Here is a 22,937-nt window from a genome sequence, read left to right as displayed (position 1 = left end):
AACCCACTAGCGATCCAGTGCATTTCGATGGACAATCCCGGCCCGCGATTATGTCGCCTCCGCGTTCCGGCGTGCCTGCCCGGTCGACAGACCCGCTCGCGACCCCGGCGTATTCGAGAGGTGAGTGTCGGCACGCGGATGCGTAGCCTTCGCGTTCCGGCGTGCCTGCACGGCCGAAAGACCCACTCGCGGCCCCAGCGTATTTGAGAGTGAGTGTCAGCACGCGGATGCGTAGCGTGCGCGTTCCGGCGTGCCTGCCCGGCCGGCCAACCCACTCGCGACCCGGCATGTCTGAAAGGTGAGTGCCGACCTGAGGATAGGCTGCATGTGCGTTCCGGCGTGCCTATCCGGCCGACGAACACACCCGCGGCTTGTGTATTCGGGCGGTGAAGGCGAGCCGCCGATCGACGCAATACACCCTGATCCATGTGGATATCCGCGGTTGAAACTCACTCGCCGCGCTGTGAATTTCAACGGTGAGCATCGAGGCAAGAGCCAAAAGAATGCCGATGACGGTGTGGACATCCCGACCTCCACGCCACTCGAAACCCTGTGCAATCGAACGGTGAGCGCGCGAGCCCGACCGGCCGAGGGGCGCGCCATTGTGGACATCCCGCGCCACCAACGAATCGGAACGCTGTGCATTCCAATGGTGAGCATCACGGCCCCCAGCCGCTGAAACCCTTGTCACACGGGGCGCGAGCGCCGTCCGCCACCTACCCGTGCCGCCGTCCGACAGCCGCGATCTTCCCCGGCAAACAGCCCACCCGCCCCGACACGTCACCCATCCCGCCTGCCCGACATGCGCGAAAACTCTCTCAAATCCCGTCAAAAAGCTGCGCAGTTTTTCTCACTTGGGGCCCGTCCGAGCAAGATGAGAAAAAACATTCTCGGCGCCGCGAGAAAAAATAGAGCCATTCGCTGCCGGTTCCACGCGTCGCCCGACGCCCCGCCGCGCAGCCCAGAACAGCACAATCCGGAGACATCCCCCATGACTGCCCGCCTGCCCGTCGACGGCACGCCTGCCCTGTCCGACTACCGCCTGACCGACAACCTGACCGCGACGCGCGGCCGGATCTTCCTGACCGGCACGCAGGCGCTGGTTCGCCTGCTGCTGATGCAGCGCACGGTCGACACCGAACAGGGACTCAACACGGCCGGCTTCGTCAGCGGCTATCGCGGTTCGCCGCTCGGCATGGTGGACCAGCAGCTGTGGAAGGCGAAGAAACTGCTCGACGCCGGCGGCGTGCGCTTCCTGCCCGCGATCAACGAGGAACTCGGCGGCACGGCCGTGCTCGGCACGCAGCGCGTCGAGGCCGATCCCGAGCGCACGGTCGAAGGCGTGTATGCGATGTGGTACGGCAAGGGCCCGGGCGTCGATCGCGCGGGCGACGCGCTGAAGCACGGCAACGCGTACGGTTCGTCGCCGCATGGCGGCGTGCTCGTCGTCGCGGGCGACGACCACGGCTGCGTGTCGTCGTCGATGCCGCACCAGAGCGACTTCGCGATGATCGCGTGGCACATGCCGGTCGTGAACCCGGCGAACATCGCCGACATGCTCGAATTCGGCCTGTACGGCTGGGCGCTGTCGCGCTACTCGGGTGCGTGGGTCGGTTTCAAGGCGATCTCGGAAACGGTCGAGTCGGGCTCGACCGTCGACCTCGACGCGCTGCAGACGCAGTGGCCCGCCCCGGAGGGCTTCACGCCGCCGGCGGGCGGCCTGCACAACCGCTGGCCCGACCTGCCGAGCCTCACGATCGAGGCGCGCCTCGCCGCGAAGCTCGACGCGGTGCGCCATTTCGCGCGCACCAACAGCATCGACAAGTGGATCGCACCGAGCGCGCAGGCGAACGTCGGCATCGTGACCTGCGGCAAGGCGCACCTCGACCTGATGGAAGCGCTGCGCCGCCTCGACCTGACGGTGGCCGACCTCGACGCGGCCGGCGTGCGGATCTACAAGGTCGGCCTGTCGTATCCGCTCGAAATGACGCGGCTCGACACCTTCGTCGACGGGCTGGCCGAAGTGCTCGTGATCGAGGAGAAGGGCCCCGTCATCGAGCAGCAGATCAAGGACTACCTGTACAACCGCACGGAAGGCGCGCGCCCGCGCGTGCTCGGCAAGCATGACGCCGCCGGCGCCTGCCTGCTGTCCGAGCTCGGCGAGCTGCGCCCGTCGCGCATCCTGCCGGTGTTCGCCGCATGGCTCGCGCGCCACAAGCCGGCACTCGACCGCCGCGAACGCGTGGTCGATCTCGTCGCACCGCAGATCCTGTCGAACGAGGCGGACGCGGTGAAGCGCACGCCGTATTTCTGCTCGGGCTGCCCGCACAACACGTCGACGAAGGTGCCGGAAGGCTCGATTGCGCAGGCCGGCATCGGCTGCCACTTCATGGCGTCGTGGATGGAGCGCGACACGACCGGGCTGATCCAGATGGGCGGCGAGGGCGTCGACTGGGCCGCGCACGCGATGTTCACCAACACGAAGCACGTGTTCCAGAACCTCGGAGACGGCACCTACTTCCACTCGGGCATCCTCGCGATCCGCCAGGCCGTGGCCGCGAAAGCGAACATCACGTACAAGATCCTCTACAACGACGCGGTCGCGATGACGGGCGGCCAGCCGGTCGACGGCAGCATCTCGGTGCCGCAGATCGCGCGGCAGGTCGAGGCGGAAGGTGTGTCGCGCTTCGTCGTCGTGTCCGACGAGCCGGAGAAGTACGACGGCCATCACGGCCAGTTTCCGCCAGGCACGACGTTCCATCACCGCAGCGAGCTCGACACCGTGCAGCGCGAGCTGCGCGAGACGCCGGGCGTGACCGTGCTGATCTACGACCAGACCTGTGCGGCCGAGAAGCGCCGCCGTCGCAAGAAGGGGGAATTCCCCGACCCGGACAAGCGACTGTTCATCAACGACGCGGTGTGCGAAGGCTGCGGCGATTGCGGCGTGCAGTCGAACTGCCTGTCGGTCGAACCGCTGGAGACGCCGCTCGGCCGCAAGCGCCGCATCGACCAGTCGTCGTGCAACAAGGACTATTCGTGCGTGAACGGCTTCTGTCCGAGCTTCGTGACGGTCGAAGGCGCGGCGCTGAAGAAGGCTGCAGGCGCGGCATTCGACGAAGCGGCGCTCGCGGTGCGCGTCGATGCGCTGCCGGTGCCGGCGACGCATCTCGACGCGGCGCCGTTCGACATGCTCGTGACGGGCGTCGGCGGCACGGGCGTCGTGACGGTCGGCGCGCTGATCAGCATGGCCGCGCACCTCGAAGGCAAGAGCGCGTCGGTGCTCGACTTCATGGGCTTCGCGCAGAAGGGCGGCTCGGTGCTGTCGTTCGTGCGGATCGCATCGAGCGACCGGTGGCTGAACCAGGTGCGCATCGACACGCAGCAGGCCGACGTGCTGCTCGCGTGCGACATGGTCGTCGGCGCGAGCGCGGAGGCGCTGCAGACGGTGCGTCACGAGCGTTCGCGGATCGTCGTCAACACGCACCGGATCCCGAACGCGTCGTTCGTGCAGAACCCCGACGCGAACCTGCATGCGGATGCGCTGCTCGAAAAGATGCATCACGCGGCCGGCGACGGCTACCTGTCGAGCTGCGACGCGCAGGCACTCGCCGCGAAGTTCCTCGGCGATTCGATCGGCGCGAACATCCTGATGCTCGGTTACGCGTGGCAGCTCGGCCTCGTGCCGGTGTCGCTCGCTGCGATGATGCGCGCGATCGAGCTGAACAACGTCGCGGTGCCGATGAACAAGCTCGCGTTCTCGATCGGCCGGATGGCGGCCGGCGATGCGGCGGGCCTCGACGCGTTGTGGAACGCGCGCCACACGGTGGCCGCGCATGCCGCGCCGGAGACGCTCGCCGAGCTGATCGCCGATCGCGAAGCGCGTCTCGATGCCTACGGCGGCGCACGCTATGTCGAGCGCTACCGTGCGCTCGTGAGCGCGGCGCACGCGAAGGGCGACGAGGCGCTGACGCGCGCGGTCGCGACGACGTTCTACCGGCTGCTCGCGGTGAAGGACGAATACGAGGTTGCGCGGCTGTACACGGACGACGCGTTCCGCACGGCGCTCGAAGCGCAGTTCGAAGGCGTGCCGGGGCAGGCGTATCGCGTGAAGTTCAACCTGGCGCCGCCGACGGTCGCGAAGGCCGGCAGCGACGGCAGCGCACCGAAGAAGCGTGTGTTCGGCCAGTGGATGTGGCCTGTGTTCGGCATGCTGGCGCGCGTACGCAGCCTGCGCGGCACGTGGCTCGATCCGTTCGGCCGCACCGTCGAGCGGAAGATGGAGCGTGCGCTCGCCGACGACTACGAGACGACGCTTGCGCGCGCGCTCGCCGCGACGACGGTCGGCAATGCGGCGCAGGTCGCGCAACTGGCCGACCTGCACGCCCGCGTGCGCGGCTTCGGCCACGTGAAGGTGCGCAATCTTGCCGGCGTCAAGCGCACGGAGCGCGAGCTTGCACTGCAGCTCGGCATCGAAGCGGCGACGAGCGCGGCCGTGCAGCACGCACTCGACGAGATGAAGGGCGCGGGGATGCTGAAGGGGATTCCGGTCGTCGTCGCGAAGTAACGCGAACGCGGGCGGAAATGAAAACGGCGACGCGGAAGCGTCGCCTTTTTTTCATGGGCGGCCGGTGCGCAAACGCAGCGTCCGGCCCGTCAAAGAATGCCCTTCTTGCGCGTCGACAGCGCGGTTTCCGACAGGTCGATCTCGCGGAGCAGCTTCGTCAGCGTCTCGTCGGAAATCTTGCTTTCGCTGCGCAGCCGGTACAGCGCGGAGCGTTCCGCGCGCACGGCCGCGATCCGCATCTGCAGCTCCATCGTTTCGGCCTGCTTCGCTTCCGCGCGCGGCGTGGGGCCGTCCTCGGCCAGCGTCGCGAGGCGGCGGCGGTACTGGTCCATCACGCGTGCGGAGATGTCCGCGCAGCGTGCGGCGCCCGATTCGTCGAGATCGACCGAGATCGCGTCGTGCGACGAGTCGATCGCGCGGATCGCGGCCTGCGCGGCGGCCGCGCGCGCGGCGCGTTCCTCGTCGCCGAGCGGGCTGCGCGACGAACGCACGCCGCGCAGCAGCAGCGGCAGGCCGATCACCGCGACGACGAGCGAGCCGAGGATCACCGCCGACGCGACGAAGATCGCCGTGTCGCGGCCCGGCAGCGGCACGCCGTCGGACAGCGCGACCGGAATCGACAGCACGCCGGCGAGCGTGACCGCGCCGCGCACGCCGCCGACCGTCATCACCGCGATCGTGCGCACGCCGGCCATCGTGCCCGCGAGGCCCTGGCGCGCGGCGCGACGGCTCGCGAACCAGCGCAGCAGCCAGACCCACAGGAAGCGGATCGCATACAGCGCGAGCATCATCGCGCAGACGTTGAAGATCATCCGGCCGACGAGCGCGTCGCTCGTGTGGTGCGCGTCGACGAGCGTGCGGCCGATGATGTGCGGCAACTGCAGCCCGAGCATGATGAACACCATGCCGTTGAACACGAACTCGATCATCGCCCACGTGCTTTCGGCGCGCACGCGCGACGCGACGGTGCTTTTGCGCGAGAAGCTCGTGTAGTTCATCATCATCCCGGCCGACACGGCCGCCAGCACGCCCGACAGGTCGAGGTGCTCGGCGAACAGGTAGGCCGCGAACGGCACGAGCAGCGTCATCACGATGCCGGGGGCCGGATCGCCTTCCTGCTCGGCGTTCAGGAAGCGCGTCGACAGCGCGCTGAACGCCCACGACACGATCGCGCCCGTCGCGAGCCCGCCGGCCGCGACGATCACGAACGTGACCGACGCGTCGCGCAGCGAGAACATGCCCGTCAGCGCGGCCGCGATCGCGAATTTCAGCGCAACGAGGCCCGACGCATCGTTCATCAGCGCCTCGCCTTCGAGGATGTGCATCAGCTGCGGCGGGATCCGGCCACGGCCGGCGATGCCCGACAGCGCGACCGCGTCGGTCGGCGACAGCACCGCCGCGAGCGCGAACGCGATCGGCAGCGGCAACTCGGGTATCAGCCAGTGCGCGAAGTAGCCCACTGCGAGTACCGTCATGAACACGAGCCCGAATGCGAGCATCAGGATCGCACGGCGCTGCAGGTACAGTTCGCGCTTCGGAATCCGCCAGCCATCCGCGAACAGCAGCGGCGGAATGAACAGCAGCATGAAGATTTCGGGGTCGAACGTGACGTGCAGGTTCAGCTTCGGCCATGCGAGCATCGCGCCGAAGGCGATCTGCATCAGTGGCAACGGCAGTTGGAACGGCAGGATGCGCGTGACGGCGCCGGACAGCGCGACGGTCAGCAGCAGGATCAGGACGGTGAAGACGATTTCCATCGATACGGCGAATACGGGGAATGAAACGATCGTACGGAGTGTAGCGTGCTGGCGTGACGGCTGCGTTCGAGCGGCCGGTGCGTGTGCACGAAAATGGTGCGCGCGACCTGCGCCGAGATGGTGCGGCAGGCCGGTGCGAGCCGCGCGGCGCACGGGTTGTCGGCGCCTTGCACGGAGCTTGCTTGATGTGGGACAGCCGTCCGGCGCTGACCGGGCAACCGAGGGTCCAACCATGACATTGCACGCGCCGCTCGCTTCGCCGGGCGCCGCGTTCGAAGGCAATACCAGGAGGAAGGCATGACGATCGTGCAACAGGAGCGTCCGGCCGCCGCGTCGCCGTACCGGTTCGAGCGGGAGGTGAGTTCCGGCTTCGAACGTCTGGCGACGCAGCACCGCGACCTGACGCTCACGACCGTGTTCCAGCCGATATTCAGCCTGTCGCACCAGCGCGCGGTGGGCTACGAGGCGCTGCTGCGCGCGCACGATGCGCTCGACCGCGCGGTGTCGCCGCTCGACGTGTTCGGCGAAGCCGCGCGCCAGGGCGAGCTGCTGCAGCTCGACCGGCTCGCGCAGGCGCTGCATCTCGAGAACTTCGCGCTGCTCGGCGCCGAGCGCGAGTGGCTGTTCCTCAACGTGCATCCGGGCGTGCTCACCGACCCGTTCCAGGCGGCCGCGCTGCTCGCGAACCTGAAGCGGCTCGGCATGCCGCCGCGCCGCATCGTGCTCGAAGTGCTCGAACAGCGCGCGGAGGACGTCGAGCGGCTTGCCGAGGCCGTGCGCGAATTCCGCACGCACGGCTTCCTGATCGCGCTCGACGATTTCGGCGCGGGCCATTCGAACCTCGAGCGGATCTGGCAACTGAACCCGGACATCGTCAAGCTCGACCGGATCATGCTGTCGCACGCGGCGCACCGCACCGGGCTCACCGCGATCCTGCACGGGCTCGTGACGCTGCTGCACGAGGCCGGCAAGCTGGTGCTCGTCGAGGGCATCGAGACCGAGCACGAGGCGCAGATCGCGCTGTCGTGCGAGGCCGATTTCGTGCAGGGCTACTACTTCGGCCGGCCGGCGCCGGGGCTGCCCGACAGCGCGGCCGCGACGGGCTGCATCGGCGAGCTGACCGAGCGCTTCCGGCAGCAGACCGACGCGCGCGAGCGGCGCGATGCGCAGCGGCTCGCGCCGTACCTGCGCGCGTTCGAACGCGCAGCCGAGCGACTCGCGGCCGGCGAGCCGCTCGACGAGGTGTGCTGGAACTTCCTTGCGCTCGACGCGGCTGCGCGCTGCTTCCTGCTCGATGCGCACGGCCGCCAGTCGGGCCGCAACGTCGTGCTGCGCGCCGACCGTGCGCTCGCCGAGGCGCGCTTCTCGCCGCTGGCGGACGCGCAGGGCGCGAACTGGCTGCGCCGGCCGTATTTCCGCTCGGCGATCGCCGAGCCGGGGCGCGTGCAGGTCACGCGGCCGTACCTGTCGATCAACGAGGCGCAGCCGTGCGTGACGCTGTCGGTGGCCGTGCGCGTCGGCGATACGCAGCGGGTGCTGTGCGGCGATATCGACTGGGGCGACGACGAAGCGGACGCCGGCTAGCGCCGCGCGCACCGCAGGCGGCGGGCGGGGCGGGCCGTCGCGGGGCGGCCCCGTTGCGTTCGCCGTGCGCTTCCCCGACAATGGCCCGACCGCGGCCATCGTGACCGCGAGCGCGCCGTCCCGGGGGCCACCATGGCGGCGAATAACAAGGAAAACACAATGAAAAGACCGATTTCGCTGACCATTCTCGCGTGGATCATCATCGTGACCAACGCGATCACGTGCATCTATACGCCTTTCACGATCGGCATGCCGACCACCCAGGCGCTGCTGTCGCACTACCTGCTGCCCGTCTGGGCGACGCTCGGCATCAGCGTGATCCTCGAAGTCGTGAACGTCGTGGTCGGCATCGCGATCCTCAAGGGCCGCGAATGGTCGCGCAAGACCTACATCGCGGTATCCGTGTTCAGCTTCGCGTTCTCGTTCGTCAACATGCCGGCGTCGATGTACGCGGTGCTGATTCCGGGCGTCCTGCTGTTCGCGCTGTTCGTCTACCTGATGTTCCGGCGCCCCGCGACCGCGTATTTCCTGGCGAACGCATGAGCTTCGCGCGCAACGCGCTCGCGATCGTGCTGTTCACGATCGCGGGGATGTGCGTGATCACCGCGCAGATGATGGCGTTCCTGAAGCTCGGCCATACGGGGGCGATGCTCGTGTTCGTCGCCGTGCTGTGCGTGTTGTCGGCCGTGCTTCTGGCCGTGGGCGCGTTTGCCGGCGCGTTCCGGCCACGCGCGCGCGGCGCGGGCATCGCGCTGCTCATCGCGACCGCGACCACTGCGTTAGGGATGATCGGCTGGGCGACGATGCTGATGGCGCCGGGGATCGTCGACGTGTTGCAGCAGCAGGGCGTGGACATGAACGCGCGGATGTTCCGGGTCGTGCCCGGTGCCGCGGTGACCGGCCTGTCCGCGCTCGTCGGCGTGTGGCTTGCGCGGCGCGGCTGACGGTGTGACTGACTGAGCGCGGCTGACGGCGCGGCGGCCGGCGTGCTGGCGTCCGTCACGCGGCTCGGCTAGGATGCGCGAATTGTCCTGACGATTCGCGGGCCGCCCATGAACCGAAACGCCGCCTCCTCCGTTCTCCTCGAAGTGATCGCCACGACCGTCGGCGATGCGAAGGCCGCTGCCCGCGCGGGCGCCGACCGCCTCGAACTCGTGACCGCGATCACCGAAGGCGGGCTGACGCCGAGCGTCGGCCTGATCGAAGCCGTCGTGGCCGCCGTGCCGATTCCCGTCAACGTGATCGTGCGACCGCACAGCCGGTCGTTCGTGTACGACGCCGACGATCTCCGCGTGATCGAGCGCGACGTGCGTGCAGCCGTCGCGGCCGGTGCGAACGGCGTCGTGTTTGGCGCGCTCGACGCACGCGGCGACGTCGATCTCGACGCCCTGGCCCGCATCGCGGCCGCGGCGGACGGCCGCGCGCTGACTTTCCACCGCGCGTTCGACGTATCGCGCGATCTCAACGCCGCATTCGACGCGCTGCTGCGCGTGCCGGCCGTCACCTCGGTGCTGACGTCGGGCGGCCATCCGTCGGTGCTCGACGCGGTCGCGACGATCACGCGGCTGGTGCGGCAGGCGGCCGGCTCGACCTGCACGGTGCTGGCCGGCTCGGGGCTCACGGTCGACGCGGTCGGCGATTTCGTCCGCGCGACCGGCGTGCGCGCGGTGCATTTCGGTTCGGGTGTACGGCCGCGCGGCGAGGTGCTGGCGCCGGTCGATCAACCACTCGTCGAGCGCGTGCGCGCGGCGATCGACGGCGCGGCGGCGCACGTGTGACGCACACGGCGGCCTGCAGGCCGCCGCCGCACGCACCGACACCATCCACCGGGACACGACCCGGGAGAGAGGGCCACATGACGGACGCATCACACGACCCGCAGGACGGCGCAGCCGACGACAGCGCGCCGGGCTGGGACGCGATCGACGGCGCGCTCGCGCGCGTCTATCCGGGCCAGGAGCCGAAGCATTACGGCACGCTGCTCAAGTGGCGGCTCGGCGGCCACGATCCGCTCGACGGGATCAGCGTGTGGAAGCGCGCGGAACCCGTGCCGCACTGGCACTTCGTCACGTACGGGCTCTCCGAGCTGTATGCGAAGGAGTCGGACGATCCGGCCGTCAGCGGCTTCGGCTTCGAGCTGACGATGCGTGTCGCCTGCGGCGCCGCCGACGAAGCGCCGCCGAACTGGGTGTTCAGCTTCCTGCAGAACCTCGCCCGCTACGTGTTCCAGAGCGGCAACGCGTTCGACGACGGTCACTGGATGACGGCCAACGGCCCGATCGCGCTCGATACCGGTACGCAGCTCTGCTCGATGGGTTTCGCGTTCGATCCGGAGCTGCCGGCGATCGAGACGCCGCACGGCCACCTGGCGTTCCTGCAGATCGTCGGGCTGACGCTCGACGAGGAGCGCGCCGCGAAGCGCTGGCGCACGCGCGCGCTGCTCGACACGCTGCTGCCGCATATGCCGCTGTGGGTGACCGATCTCGGCCGCGCGTCGCTGCTCGAGCGTGCGGACGTGCGCGCGCAGGTCGACGAGGGCACCCGGCGCGACGGCTCGTCGAGCGGCTCGCTGTTCACCGATGTGCTCGGATGGGAAACGCGCAAGCGGCTGCTGCGCGCGCCCGTGATCGAGATCACCGTCGGCGCGCGGCAGGTCGACGAACTCGTCACGCTGCTGCCGCTCCGGTTGCCGTTCGACCGGCCGTTCCGCCTGGTCGGTCACAATGGCGCGGTGCGGTTCGTGCACGGCGACGCGAACGACGTGACCGACGAGGACGGCACGCTGACGCTGCGGCTCACCGACGCGACGGTGCAGGCGCTGGCGCGCACGTTGCAGCCGCGCGCCGGCGAGTATGCGGTCGACGGGCTCGACGGCGTGCGCTGGCGCGTGGAGAAGACCGTGATCCGCGATGCGCAGGGCAACGCGGTGCAGACGATCGGATGATGCGCGGCGGCGCGCGGGCGCCCCGTCACGTATTGCGTACGAACCAGGTCCGCTTGGCCGTGCCCAGCAGCGCGCGATAGACCACCCACGACACGACGAACGTCGCGGGCGCCGACAGCGACGCGGCGAATCCCGTCGCCTGGTTCAGCGCGAGTCCGATGAATGCGCCGGCGAACCAGGCGGTCAGCCCGCCCGGGTTGAACGTCGGCACATGCGCGTCGCGGCATTCGATGTCGTCGCCGACCAGCTGCCCGTAGCGGTCCGACAGGATGTGCGCGAGCGCGACGCCGACCCATGCGACGACGAAGATGCCCTGGTACGCGAGCGCCTGCAGGATCCGCGAGAAGATGTCCGCCATCATCAGCGCATAGACGACCGCGCCGACCACGAGTGCCCACACGAACTTCGGCGCGCGCAGGCCGGCCACCTTCAGGAAGAACGCCTGCATGTTGACGGTCGCAAGGTAATAGTTCGCGGTGTTGATCCGCGATTGCGTGACCCATACGAACAGCAAGCCCCACACCCCCATCAGCTTCAGCAGCGCAAGCACGACCGATACTTCGGAGAGCGTACCGAGCCCCGGAATCGTGCTGACGAGATAGATGCCGGCGGCGCCGTTGACGAGAAACGTGACGAGGTAGAACGGCATCCCGAAGTTGAAGCGGCCGTGATAGCCGGCGTCTTCCTTGCGGCCGAAGCGCGCGTAGTCGAACGTGAACATCATCAGCACCCACACGCCCATGTAGTAGACGAAGCAGTGCCACCAGCCGCCGGCCGGTGCGTTGCCGGCCGGCCCGAAATCGAGCCAGGCCGCGTTATAGCCGTATTCGGCCGTCGCGAGCCCGACCGCCGCGAGCAGCCCGAGCAGGTAGAACGGCAGCAGCACGCCGTTGAACTTGTCGAGCCAGTGCTGCACGCTGCCGAACACGAGCGGCACGCTGTAGCAGACGACGATCAGCGCGGCCCATTTGTAGTCGAGCCCGGGGAACTGGTGATGCGCGGCAACCGCGATCACCGAGCCTTCGAATACTGCGTAGTAGATCGCCGTCGCGAAGAAGATCAGTGTCGCGAGCGCCGCGCCGGCGCTGCCGAACAGCACGCGCGAGAACAGCGCGACCGAGAGCCCCGTGCGGATCGCATAGCGGCTGATGATCGTGTTGACGAGGCCGTACGACACGACCGACAACGCCATCCCGATCAGCGCGTTGCGGGCGCCGTAGGCAAGCGCGAGCGTGGCGCCCACGACGATGTAGAACACCGCGCTGCACACGGCCCACCACGCCATCGTCAGCGAAAAAGGCGGCATGCGCGCGTGGTCGGGAACGGCGAGCGTCGACAGGTCGAGATCCTCGTCGGTGCGGGCCTGAGCCAGGTTGGCCATGATCGTGCTCCTTGATGAGCGGAAACTGCGAACGACGTCTCGGCCGCGGCACATGCGATCCGCAGGGTTGCCCCGACGTCGGGCGGGCAACCGGTTCGGCAGGAACGGAAACAGCGCGCAAGCGTCCCCGCCGCGCGGCGCACGGCCGCGCGGGCGGAAAACGGACAGCGAAAAGAGGGTGGTGACCAATGGCGCCCGGCACGCGAGCCGGGCGCCCGGTGCTCAATCCCGCAGCACGGCGCGCAGCAGCGCGAGACGCCGCTGGTATTCGCGGCGCGCGGCGAGCGCGTCGGCCATCGTCACGCGCACGAAGCGCGCACGGTGGTTCGGCTGCATCTGGCCGATCAGGTCCATGTCGGCGCTGATGACCGTGCCGATCGTCGCGTAGCCGCCGCCCGACACCGCGTCGCGGTGCAGGATGATCGGCTCGAGCCCGGCCGGCACCTGGATCGAGCCGATCGGGTAGCACGCATCGACGATGTTCGACGGATCGGCGCCCGCGCCGAACGGCTGCTCGCGCGGCCGGAACTGCAGCGCGCGGCCGTTCTTGTAGCGGTAGCCGATGCGGTCGGCTTCGGGCGCGACCGTCCATTCGTCGTCGAAGAAGGTGCGGGCGGAATCGTCGGTGAGCCGGTAGTGATACAGGCCCGTCAGCACGCGCAACTCGACCTGGTTTTCGAGCGGCCGGCTCACGGCCGCCGGCAGCTCGCGCCCCTCGCGGTGCGTGCCAACGGGGGCGCCGATCGGCAGACGGTCGCCTTTCTGCAGGCGCCGGCCCGCATGGCCGCCGATCGCGCCGAGCGTGTAGGTCGAGCGGCTGCCGAGCACGACCGGCACGTCGATGCCGCCCGCGACGGCGAGATACGCGCGCGCGCCGGCCTTCACGTAATTGAACGACAGCACGCTGCCCGCGCGGATCCGCAGCGCAACGTTGCAGCGCTGCCCGACACCGTCGATCTTCGGCGTCATCTCGGCACCGGTGACGGCGATCAGCGCATCCGTATGGAACATCAGCTCGGGGCCGAGCAGCGTGCATTCGAGCACGGCCGCTTCCTCGGGATTGCCGACCAGCAGGTTCGCCGCGCGCGATGCGTACTGGTCGAGCGAGCCCGACGGCGGAATCCCCACGTGGTAATAGCCTTGCCGGCCCATGTCCTGGACCGACGTCGCGAGGCCGGGTTTCACGACCTCGATCAGGTTGTGCGCGTCAGTTTGCATGCAGCACCTCGACGAGAGAGCGGTTGACCGCATCGGGATCGCGCAGGAACGCGTCGAGCGAGAATTTCACGGGGCGCACGCGCAGCGAGAAGGTGCCGGCTTCGACGGCCGCCACTGCCGCGTCGTACGCATCGCGATCGATCGGCTGAAATTTCACGATGTCGCCGGGCCGGAAGAACACCATGAACTCGCGCAGGTAGTCGAGCCGCTGCTCGGGATCGAAGATCGGCGCCGGCGTCACGCCGAACATCTGGTAGCCGCCCGCGCCGCGCACCGAGTAGATGCAGCCGAAACAGCCGCCGTGGCCCACGGTGAGCTTCGGCGTGTCGGTGCGTGGCCGCAGGTACTTCGGCACTTCGAGCTGGCGTTCGCGCTCGACCATCTGGTACATGAACGGCAAGCCCGCGACGAAGCCCACCATCGACACGAACCACGGCGAACCCGAGTGCGCGGCGATGAATGCGTCGACGTCGCGCTTGCCGTTGATGCGCGCCGCGTATTCGAGATCGGTCGACGACGGATCCTGGTGGCGTTCGCGAAACCGCATCAGCGTCTCGTGCGTCCACGGATCGTTGTAGAGCACGGGCACCTCGACGATGCGCGTATCGAGTTCGAGCGGCGCGTCACCGACCTCGGCCTCGATCGTCTTCAACAGCGCGACGAGCGCGTCCGGCTCGATCACGTCCGGGTCGTAGCGTACCTGGTAGGACGCATTCGCCGGACAGATCTCGGTGATGCCCGGCACCGCGCGGCGCTGCAGTTCGCGCGTGATCGCCGTGCCCTTGAAGAACGCATCGAGCGACATCGATTCGCTGATTTCGACGAACACGAACTCGTCGCCGCCGAACGTATAACGGGTCGTCACATCGCCTCCCCGACGCGCACGGCGTCTGCGTTTTCGGCTGCGTGTCGTTGCATGGCGGCTGTTGCGGCGTCGCGCCACTGCGGCATCCACGCTTCGAGGAAATTCGTGTGATAGCGCCCGGCGCGCACGTCGTCGTCAGCGAGCAGTGCGACGTGCAACGGTGCGGTCGTCTTCAGGCCGCCGATGTGCAGCTCGCCGAGCGCACGCGCCAGGCGCCGCAGCGCGGCCGCGCGGCTCTCGTCGTGCACGATCAGCTTCGCGAGCAGCGAATCGTAGAACGGCGGCACGACGTAGCCCGGATAGAGCAGTGAATCGACGCGCACGCCCGGGCCGGTCGGCCACACGAGTTCGTCGATCCGGCCGGGGTTCGGGCGGAAATCCTGCAGCGGATCTTCCGCGTTGATCCGGCATTCGAGTGCCGCGCCGCGCATCGCGATGTCCTGCTGCGCGAAGCGCAGCGGCTCGCCGTCGGCGATGCGCAGCGTCTCGCGCACGAGATCGATGCCGGTGATCGCCTCGGTCACCGGATGCTCGACCTGGATGCGCGTATTCATCTCGATGAAGTAGAACTCGCCGCGCGTGTCGTCGAACAGGTATTCGAGCGTGCCCGCGCTGCGATAGCCGACCTCTTGCGCGAGGCGCGTGGCCGACGCGCACAGCGCGTCGCGCTGCGCGGGCGTGAGCGAAGGCGAGGGCGCCTCCTCGAGGATTTTCTGGCGCCGCCGCTGCAGCGAGCATTCGCGCTCGAACAGGTGGACGACGTTGCGGCCGTCGCCGAGCACCTGCACCTCGATGTGGCGCGCCCGTGCGATGAAGCGTTCGAGGTACACGCCGCCGTCGCCGAAGGCCGCCTGGGCCTCGCGCTGCGCGAGCGGCAGCTCGGCGTCGAGCTGGGCGGCGTCGTGCGCGACGCGGATGCCGCGCCCGCCGCCGCCGGCGGCCGCCTTGATCATGATCGGGTAGCCGATGCGCGCGGCGACGTCCCGCGCCTCGTCGAGCGATTGCACGACGCCGTCGCTGCCGGGCACGGTCGGCACGTTGGCGCGCCGCGCGGTTTCGCGAGCGCGGGCCTTGTCGCCCATCGTGGCGATCACCTGCGAGTCCGGGCCGACGAAGATCAGGCCGGCCGCTTCCACCTGCGCGGCGAATGCTGCGTTCTCGGACAGGAAGCCGTAGCCGGGATGGATCGCGTCCGCGCCGCACTGCCGCGCGGCGTCGAGGATCGCGGCGGGATTCAGGTAGCTTTTCGCCGCGTGCGACGAGCCGATGTGAACGGCTTCATCGGCCATGCGTGCGGCGAGACTGTCGCGGTCCGCGTCGCTGACCACGGCGACCGCGCGCATGCCGAGCTCGCGCGCTGCGCGGATCACGCGCACCGCGATCTCGCCGCGGTTCGCGACCAGCACGGTCCGGATTCGCGACGGGCGGTAGAACGTGTCGGAGGAAGTTTCCGGTTTCATCGCGTCATCCCTCGATCCGCATCAGCACCTGGCCCGCGTCGACCGGCTCGCCGTCCTCGACGAGCAGCTCGACCACGCGCCCTCCCGCATCGGCTTCGATCTCGGTGAACTGCTTCATCACCTCGACGAGGCCGACCACCGCGCCGGCGGCGACCGTCGCGTCGAGTGCGACGTAGTAGTCCGCGTCGGGCGACGGACGCCGGTAGAAGGTGCCCGGCAGCGGGCTGACGATTTCGTGCAATGCCATCGTGTGTCTCCTTGAATCAGTGATGGGCGGCGAGCGGTTGCGGCCCGGCGGTCCGGATACCTTCGCGAATCAGCGCGTGGCGCGTTTCGCGCACGAGGTCGAGCGCGCCCGGCGTGTCGCTGTGGATGCAGACCGAATCGAAATCGATATCGATGTCGTCGCCGTCGATCGTCCGCACCTTGCCGTCGATGCACGCGCGCAGCACCTTGTCGGCGACCTGGCGCGGGTCGAGGCGGCCGACGCGGCGCGTGAACACGATCGAGCCGCTGCGGTCGTAGTCGCGATCCGCGTAGAACTCGCGAATGACCGGCTGCCCGTACTCGACGGCGACGCGGTGCGTGATCGACGCTTCCATGCAGTACAGCCACAGGCCCGGATCGACACGTTGCAGCGTTTCGATCAGCAGGCGCGACAACGCCTCGTTGGCTGCGGCGTGCATGTAGAGCGCGCCGTGCGGCTTCACGTGCTGCAGGCTGATGCCGTTCAGGCGTGCGAACTCGCGCAGTGCACCGAGCTGATACAGGATGTCGTTGACGAGCGCCTGCGGCGTTTCGGCGATCGTGCGGCGGCCGAAGCCGACGAGATCGCGAAAGCCCGGGTGCGCGCCGATGCCGACACCGGCGTCGCGCGCCAGTTGCACCGTGCGCGCCATGATGTTCGGGTCGCCGGCGTGAAAGCCGGTGGCGATGTTCGCCGAGCTGATGAGCGGCATGATCTGCTCGTCGACGCCGTCGCCGATCGTCCACGGGCCGAAGCCTTCTCCCATGTCGGAGTTCAGGTCGACGCTGTGCTTCCTCATACGGTGTGCTCCTCCAGGTTCTCCGGTTCGCGTGCGTCGTGGCGCATGCCGAAACCGTGTTGAACGCAGGTTAGCCGCGTGGGTTGCGTCAAAAAAGTTCTATTTTTATATGCAGCCGTATCGATTTTTTCGATACCCAGGAGGACGGCCGCCGAGGGCCGCCGGAGCAGGGATGGCAGGGTTTCCACGAGGTCGGGCTCATGGGCGCGGCACGGTTGTTATGATGTTTATCGCGTGCCCATCTGTTTTCTCATCGACCATGGCCCTGACCCTCAGACAGCTCAAGTATTTCGTCGCGACCGCCGAGCTCGGCCAGATCTCGCAGGCCGCGATCCAGCTCACGATTTCGCAGTCGGCCGTGACGAGCGCGATCAAGGAACTGGAGGACAGCCTCGGCACGCAGCTGTTCCTGCGCACGCCGTCGGGCGTGACGCTCACCGACACGGGGCGGCGCTTCCTGAATCACGCGTACACGATCCTGTCGTCGGTCGACGAGGCGATGCGGATCCCGAACCTCGAAAGCACGCTGACCGGCACGCTCGCGATCGCCGCGAGCTACACGGTGCTCGGCTACTTCCTGCCGCATCACGTGCTGCGCCTGAACACGCTGTACCCGCGGCTGACGATCCACCTGCACGAGCTGAACCGCGAGTCGATCGAGGAGGGGCTGATCGCGGGCCGCTACGACATGGCCGTGCTGCTCACGTCGAACGTGTCGAATCCGGCGCTCGTGCTGGAGCCGGTGATCCACTCGGTGCGGCGGCTGTGGGTCGGTGCGCATCACCCGCTGCTCAGGCACGAGAGCGTCACGTTCGCGGAGGTCGCGCGCGAGCCGTTCGTGATGCTGACGGTCGACGAGGCCGGGCAGACGGCGCTGCGCTACTGGAACGAGACGCCGTATCGGCCGAACGTGATCCTGCGCACGTCGTCGGTCGAGGCGGTGCGCAGCATGGTCGCGAACGGCAGCGGCGTCGCGATCCTGTCCGACATGGTGTACCGCCCGTGGTCGCTCGAAGGGCGGCGCATCGAGACGATCGTGCTGCGCGACCCGGTGCCGCCGATGAGCGTCGGCCTCGCGTGGCGCAAGGACATCGAGTTGAGCCCCGCGATGCACGCGGTGCGCGACTATTTCCGGCACACGTTCATGGAGCCGCGCGCGCTGGGCGGCGCGGGCTGAGTGCGCGTCGCATGCACGAAAAAAAGCCGGGACGTATCCCGGCTTTTTCATGTGGCGAACGAATTCGCCGCGCGTGGCGCTTACGCGTTCGCCGACATCGCGTCCGCGTCGCTCGAGCGGATACCGAGGCGCTCGAACAGCGCACGGTCCTTCTGCGACTGCGGGTTGCTCGTCGTCAGCAACTGGTCGCCGTAGAACATCGAGTTCGCGCCGGCGAGGAAGCACATCGCCTGCAGGCCGTCGTCGAGCTGCTCGCGGCCGGCCGACAGGCGCACGACGGCCTTCGGCATCGTGATCCGCGCAACCGCGATCGTGCGCACGAATTCGAACGGGTCGAGCGGCGCGGTGCCTTCGAGCGGCGTGCCTTCGATCGCGACGAGGTTGTTGATCGGCACCGAATCCGGATACGGGTTCAGGTTCGCGAGCTGCGAGATCAGGCCAGCGCGTTCGCGACGCGATTCGCCCATCCCGATGATGCCGCCGCAGCACACGTTGATGCCCGCGTCACGCACGCGGTCGAGCGTGTCGAGACGATCCTGGTAGGTGCGCGTCGAGATCACCTGGCCGTAGAACTCCGGCGACGTGTCGAGGTTGTGGTTGTAGTAGTCGAGGCCCGCGCTCGCGAGTTCCTGCGCCTGCTCGTCTTCCAGCATGCCGAGCGTCATGCAGGTCTCGAGGCCGAGTTCCTTCACGCCGCGCACCATCTCCGTCAGCGCCGGCATGTGGCGCTCCTTCGGGTTGCGCCACGCGGCGCCCATGCAGAAGCGGCTCGCGCCGCTCGCCTTCGCCGCGCGTGCGGCATCGAGCACCGCGTCGACGTCCATCAGCTTCTCGGCCTTCAGGCCCGTGTCGTGATGCGACGACTGCGAGCAATAGCCGCAATCTTCCTCGCAGCCGCCCGTCTTGATCGACAGCAGCGTCGACAGCTGCACCGCGTTCGCGTCGAAGTGCTCGCGATGCACCTGTTGCGCGCGGAAGAGCAGGTCGTTGAACGGCAGCTCGAACAGCGCGACGACGTCGGCGACGCGCCAGCGCTGCGAGACCGGAGCGGCCACGGGAATCGCGTCGGGTTGCACGGTGGCGGCAGTTTGGGCTTGGGTCATGTCGTTTTCCTGTCCTGGTCGGGGATGAGGGATCGGGGGATCTGTTTCGGTTGGGTCAATGCTGCGCGGTGCGCAGCGTCTCGACGAGCGCGGCGATGTCGAGCATCGCCGCGGCGGATTCGGGAGCGGCCGGGCTCAGGTGCGGAATGCGGCCGAGCAGCGGCGCGCCGTGCTCGCGGGCGAGCCAGTCGCGCATCGTCGCGATGTTCTCGTCGGGAAACGACATCGCCGGGTCGACGTGGTTCGCAACCCAGCCGGCGAGCTTGAGGCCGCGCGCGGCAATCGCGTCGGCGGTCAGCAGCGCATGGTTGATGCAGCCGAGCCGCACGCCGACCACGAGCACGACCGGCACGCCGAGCGCGACCGCGAGATCGGCCATGTCCTGCGTGTCGTTCATCGGCACGCGGAAGCCGCCGGCGCCTTCGACGACGACGATATCCGCGCGCGTCAGCGCTTCGCGATGGCACGCGACGATCGTGTCGATGTCGAGCGTCACGCCTTCCTGCGCAGCGACGATATGCGGCGCGGCCGGTGCTTTCAGCAGGAACGGCGTGCGCAGCTCGGGCGGCAGCACGACGTTCGCGGCCGCGTCGAGCTGGTCGGCGTCCTCGTTGCGCCACACGCCGTCGCGTTCATACGCGCCGGCCGCGACGGGTTTCAGCGCGGCTGCGCGCAGGCCATGCCGCGCGAAGCCGTGCAGCATCGCGGCCGATACGAAGGTCTTGCCGATTTCGGTGTCGGTGCCGGTGACGAACAGCGAGAGCGGGGCGGTCATGCTGCGGCCTCCTGCAGGGCCTGCGCCTCGCTGGCTTCGATCAGCGCGGCTTCGAGCCGTGCGAGATCGTCGAACGAATGCGCGGCCGACAGCGACACGCGCAGCCGCGACGTGCCGACGGGCACCGTCGGCGGCCGGATCGCGGGCACCCACAGGCCATGCGCGTCGAGCGCGCGCATCGCCGCGAGCGTCGCGTCGTTGCTGCCGATCACGAGCGGCTGCACGGCCGTGTGCGAATCGACCGGCTGCCAGCGCGTGTTGCGCAGCAGCGCGCGCGTGCGTTCGATCAGCGCGGCGAGATGCGCGCGTCGCGCGTCGCCTTCGTCGCCCGCGATCAGCTCCAGGCTGGCCGATACCGCATGCGCGACGGCCGGCGGCGCGGCCGTCGTGAAGATGTAGCTGCGTGCGCGCTGGATCATCCATTCGATCACGGTCTCGTGCGCGATCACGAATGCGCCCGCGACGCCGGCGGCCTTGCCGAGCGTGCCGACGTACACGAGATGCGGCGAACGCAGCGCGGCGGCCGCGAGCGCGCCGCGGCCCTGTGGGCCGAGCACGCCGAAGCCGTGCGCATCGTCGACGACGAGCCACGCGCCGTGGCGTTCGGCCAGCGCGACGAGTTCGGCGAGCGGCGCGAGGTCGCCGTCCATGCTGAACACCGTGTCGCTGACGATCAGCTTCGTTTCGGCATCCGACGCGTCGAGCAGTGCGGCGAGCGCGGCTGTGTCCGCATGCGGATAGACCTGCACGTTCGCGCGCGACAGCCGCATGCCGTCGATCAGCGACGCGTGGTTCAGTGCGTCGGAGAAGATCGTCGCGCCCTTGCCGGTGAGCGCCGTCATCGCGGCGAGGTTCGCCATGTAGCCGGTGCTGAAGTACAGCGCGCGCGGCGCGTCGGAGAAGCCGCCCGAGAAGGCCGCGAGTTCTTCTTCGAGCGTCGCGTGCGCACGCGAATGGCCGCCGAGCAGGTGCGAGCCGCCGCTGCCGGAGCCGTAGCGCTGCGCGCCTTCGGCAAACGCGGCGACGAGCGCCGGATGCGCGGCGAGGCCCAGATAGTCGTTGCTTGCGAAGCCGATGATCTCGCGGCCGTCGACGGTCATATGTGCATCGCACGCGGTGTCGGCGGTGCGGCGCACGCGGCGCAGCCCTTGCGCGTCGAGATCGGCGAGGCCGCGTTGCAGGGTGTCGAGCAGCGGGTTCGTCGCTGCCTCCCGCCGGGCCGTCCCAACGGAGGCAGCCGCCCCCTCGGGGAGCAGCGAACGAAGTGAGCGTGGGGGCTGTTGTGTCATCGGCCGATTTCCTCCAGCGTTGCATCGAGCGTGTCGCGCGTGCGTTGCGCGAGCCACGCGATATCGTCGTCGTTCATCACGTACGGCGGCATCAGGTACACGGTCGTGCCGATCGGGCGCAGCAGCAGCTCGCGTTCCAGCGCGCGCTCGAAGAAGCGTCGCGAGAAGCCGCGCGCCGCGTCGCCGTCGAGTGCGACGTCGAACGCGAACAGCGTGCCGCGCTCGCGCAGGTGGCGTACCTGCGGGTGTGCGTCGAGCGGCGCGAGCGCCGCGCGCATCGTGGCCGACTTGCGGGTATTGGCCGCGAGCACGTCGTCGCGCTCGAACAGGTCGAGCGTCGCGACCGCCGCGCGGCACGCGAGCGGGTTGCCGGTGTACGAGTGCGAGTGCAGGAAGCCGCGCGTCGTGTCGTCGTCGTAGAACGCGGCGAACACGTCGTCGCGCGTGAGCACGAGCGACAGCGGCAGGTAGCCGCCGCTGATGCCTTTCGACAGGCACAGGAAATCGGGCCAGACGCCGGCCTGCTCGCACGCGAAGAAGGTGCCGGTGCGGCCGCAGCCGACCGCGATCTCGTCGGCGATCAGGTGCACGCCGAATTCGTCGCACAGCGCGCGCAGCCCGCGTACGTACGACGGATCGTGCATCGCCATGCCGGCCGCGCACTGCACGAGCGGCTCGACGATCAGCGCGGCGATCCGGTCGCCGCGTTCGACGAACAGGCGCCGCACGTCGGCAAGCGCGCGGCCCGCGACGTCGGCGGCCGTTTCGCCCGGCAGCGCACGGCGCGCGTCGGGTGACGCGACAACATGCGCATGGCGGATCAGCGGGTCGTACGCGTCCTTGAACAGCGCGACGTCGGTCACGCCGAGCGCGCCGATCGTCTCGCCGTGATAGCTGTTCGCGACGCAGACGAATTCCTGCTTGTTCGCGCGGCCGCGGTTGCGCCACGCGTGGAAGCTCATCTTCAGCGCGATTTCGACCGCCGACGCACCGTCCGACGCAAAGAACGCATGGCCGAGCGTGCGCGCGGTGAGCACGTGCAGCCGCTCCGCGAGCTCGATCGCGGGCTCGTGCGTGCAGCCGGCGAGCATCGCGTGCTCGAGCGTATCGAGCTGGTCCTTCAGCGCCGCGTTGATGTCCGGGTTCGCATGGCCGAACAGGTTGACCCACCACGAGCTGATCGCATCGAAGTAGCGGCGACCGTCACGGTCATACAGCCACAGGCCCGCGCCGCGCGCGACGGGGATGAGCGGCAGGCGCTCGTGATGCTTCATCTGGGTGCAGGGATGCCAGACCGCGCGCAGGCTGCGCGCGACCCAGTCGTCGGTGGCTGGCGTACTCAAGGCGGCTCCGGGGGATAAAACGGCTGCGCGGCATCGACGGGATGCCGCGCGGCGGGACACGAAACGCGCTGAGATTAGCGTGTTCCGCGACCCGTTGCACTACCGGTTACAAACGCCGCAAAGCCTTGCCGGGCGGGAGTTCGGCGCAGATCGGGGCGGCTCGGGACGGTACGATTCAGATACCCCGAAATGACCGCAGATGACGACGTTCGAGTGAGACCCCCCAACCGAAAAAAATCGCGGGTCGGGCGGCGCGGCGGGGTAAAAAATCGGGGATCGAAGGGGGAATCGGCGGCGCGGGATGATGCGGCCCCCAAGTGATCGGAACGAACTTGACGGCAAGCGCTGACGAGGAGAACGCGAGCGTGGGGTTGTGAGGCGGCGCATTCATGCCGGCCTGCGTGGCGTAGCCACATGTGCGACATCCGCCG

The 22,937-nt window shown here is 68.8% G+C and carries 18 protein-coding genes; 7 read left to right on the top strand and 11 right to left on the bottom strand.

Annotated features, from left to right (window positions below):
- Positions 1–991 precede the first annotated feature (991 nt).
- Positions 992–4,564 (top strand): indolepyruvate ferredoxin oxidoreductase family protein, encoded by a 3,573-nt coding sequence (locus BDI24065_RS32010; RefSeq protein ID WP_175034577.1) that lies wholly within the window; start codon positions 992–994, stop codon positions 4,562–4,564.
- 89 nt (positions 4,565–4,653) lie between these two features.
- On the opposite strand, the gene BDI24065_RS32005 is transcribed toward BDI24065_RS32010, so the two are convergent.
- Positions 4,654–6,321 carry a Na+/H+ antiporter gene (locus BDI24065_RS32005; protein ID WP_175034576.1) on the bottom strand — a complete coding sequence of 556 codons (1,668 nt, stop codon included), beginning with the start codon at positions 6,319–6,321 and terminating at the stop codon, positions 4,654–4,656.
- A 297-nt stretch (positions 6,322–6,618) separates the two neighbouring features.
- On the opposite strand from BDI24065_RS32005, the gene BDI24065_RS32000 reads away from it, so the two are divergent.
- From BDI24065_RS32000 to BDI24065_RS31980, 5 genes are all read left to right on the top strand, one after another.
- On the top strand, positions 6,619–7,905 hold the full coding sequence (locus BDI24065_RS32000; protein ID WP_175034575.1) for a sensor domain-containing phosphodiesterase: 1,287 nt from the start codon (positions 6,619–6,621) through the stop codon (positions 7,903–7,905).
- 159 nt (positions 7,906–8,064) lie between these two features.
- Entirely contained in the window at positions 8,065–8,448 is a 384-nt protein-coding gene (locus tag BDI24065_RS31995) for a hypothetical protein (protein WP_175034574.1), read from the top strand.
- Complete coding sequence (locus BDI24065_RS31990; protein ID WP_175034573.1) at positions 8,445–8,849, top strand: hypothetical protein; 405 nt, start codon at positions 8,445–8,447, stop codon at positions 8,847–8,849. The genes BDI24065_RS31995 and BDI24065_RS31990 overlap by 4 nt, the downstream gene beginning before the upstream one ends.
- 108 nt (positions 8,850–8,957) lie before the next feature.
- Positions 8,958–9,683 (top strand): copper homeostasis protein CutC, encoded by a 726-nt coding sequence (locus BDI24065_RS31985; RefSeq protein WP_089446531.1) that lies wholly within the window; start codon positions 8,958–8,960, stop codon positions 9,681–9,683.
- A 77-nt stretch (positions 9,684–9,760) separates the two neighbouring features.
- Positions 9,761–10,849 carry a suppressor of fused domain protein gene (locus BDI24065_RS31980; RefSeq protein ID WP_175034572.1) on the top strand — a complete coding sequence of 363 codons (1,089 nt, stop codon included), beginning with the start codon at positions 9,761–9,763 and terminating at the stop codon, positions 10,847–10,849.
- A gap of 25 nt (positions 10,850–10,874) precedes the next feature.
- On the opposite strand, the gene BDI24065_RS31975 is transcribed toward BDI24065_RS31980, so the two are convergent.
- The 6 genes from BDI24065_RS31975 to BDI24065_RS31950 form a co-directional block, all read right to left on the bottom strand.
- Positions 10,875–12,230, bottom strand: coding sequence for a purine-cytosine permease family protein (locus BDI24065_RS31975; RefSeq protein WP_175034571.1), 1,356 nt, complete (start codon positions 12,228–12,230; stop codon positions 10,875–10,877).
- A 222-nt stretch (positions 12,231–12,452) separates the two neighbouring features.
- The gene (locus BDI24065_RS31970) at positions 12,453–13,448 is read right to left on the bottom strand and encodes a biotin-dependent carboxyltransferase family protein (RefSeq protein ID WP_175034570.1); all 996 of its coding nucleotides are present in this window, start codon (positions 13,446–13,448) and stop codon (positions 12,453–12,455) included.
- A complete protein-coding gene (locus BDI24065_RS31965) occupies positions 13,438–14,313 on the bottom strand; it encodes a 5-oxoprolinase subunit B family protein (protein ID WP_175034569.1) in 876 nt (291 codons plus the stop codon). Before BDI24065_RS31965 ends, BDI24065_RS31970 begins: the two co-directional genes overlap by 11 nt.
- Complete coding sequence (locus BDI24065_RS31960) at positions 14,310–15,773, bottom strand: acetyl-CoA carboxylase biotin carboxylase subunit (RefSeq protein WP_175034568.1); 1,464 nt, start codon at positions 15,771–15,773, stop codon at positions 14,310–14,312. Before BDI24065_RS31960 ends, BDI24065_RS31965 begins: the two co-directional genes overlap by 4 nt.
- 4 nt (positions 15,774–15,777) lie before the next feature.
- The gene (locus tag BDI24065_RS31955; RefSeq protein ID WP_175015696.1) at positions 15,778–16,020 is read right to left on the bottom strand and encodes an acetyl-CoA carboxylase; all 243 of its coding nucleotides are present in this window, start codon (positions 16,018–16,020) and stop codon (positions 15,778–15,780) included.
- Positions 16,021–16,036: 16 nt separating this feature from the next.
- Positions 16,037–16,819 carry a 5-oxoprolinase subunit PxpA gene (locus BDI24065_RS31950; RefSeq protein ID WP_175034567.1) on the bottom strand — a complete coding sequence of 261 codons (783 nt, stop codon included), beginning with the start codon at positions 16,817–16,819 and terminating at the stop codon, positions 16,037–16,039.
- Between the two features lie 259 nt (positions 16,820–17,078).
- Here BDI24065_RS31950 and BDI24065_RS31945 point away from each other — a divergent pair, with 259 nt between their 5' ends.
- Positions 17,079–17,996: a LysR family transcriptional regulator gene (locus tag BDI24065_RS31945; RefSeq protein ID WP_069249003.1), complete on the top strand. Its 918-nt coding sequence runs from the start codon at positions 17,079–17,081 to the stop codon at positions 17,994–17,996.
- Between the two features lie 80 nt (positions 17,997–18,076).
- On the opposite strand, the gene bioB is transcribed toward BDI24065_RS31945, so the two are convergent.
- The 4 genes from bioB to bioA are packed head-to-tail and all read right to left on the bottom strand — an operon-like array spanning position 18,077 to position 22,506.
- Complete coding sequence (gene bioB / locus BDI24065_RS31940; protein ID WP_175034566.1) at positions 18,077–19,099, bottom strand: biotin synthase BioB; 1,023 nt, start codon at positions 19,097–19,099, stop codon at positions 18,077–18,079.
- Between the two features lie 55 nt (positions 19,100–19,154).
- On the bottom strand, positions 19,155–19,874 hold the full coding sequence (bioD, locus tag BDI24065_RS31935) for a dethiobiotin synthase (protein ID WP_175034565.1): 720 nt from the start codon (positions 19,872–19,874) through the stop codon (positions 19,155–19,157).
- Positions 19,871–21,163, bottom strand: a complete 1,293-nt coding sequence (gene bioF / locus BDI24065_RS31930) for an 8-amino-7-oxononanoate synthase (protein ID WP_254609895.1) — start codon at positions 21,161–21,163, stop codon at positions 19,871–19,873. Before bioF ends, bioD begins: the two co-directional genes overlap by 4 nt.
- Positions 21,160–22,506 (bottom strand): adenosylmethionine--8-amino-7-oxononanoate transaminase, encoded by a 1,347-nt coding sequence (gene bioA / locus BDI24065_RS31925; protein ID WP_175034564.1) that lies wholly within the window; start codon positions 22,504–22,506, stop codon positions 21,160–21,162. The genes bioF and bioA overlap by 4 nt, the downstream gene beginning before the upstream one ends.
- Positions 22,507–22,937: the final 431 nt, after the last annotated feature.

The sequence above is a fragment of the Burkholderia lata genome, from assembly GCF_902499025.1.
GTDB classification, from domain to species: Bacteria; Pseudomonadota; Gammaproteobacteria; order Burkholderiales; family Burkholderiaceae; genus Burkholderia; species Burkholderia lata_C.
This window is presented reverse-complemented; position numbering and strand designations above follow the sequence as displayed.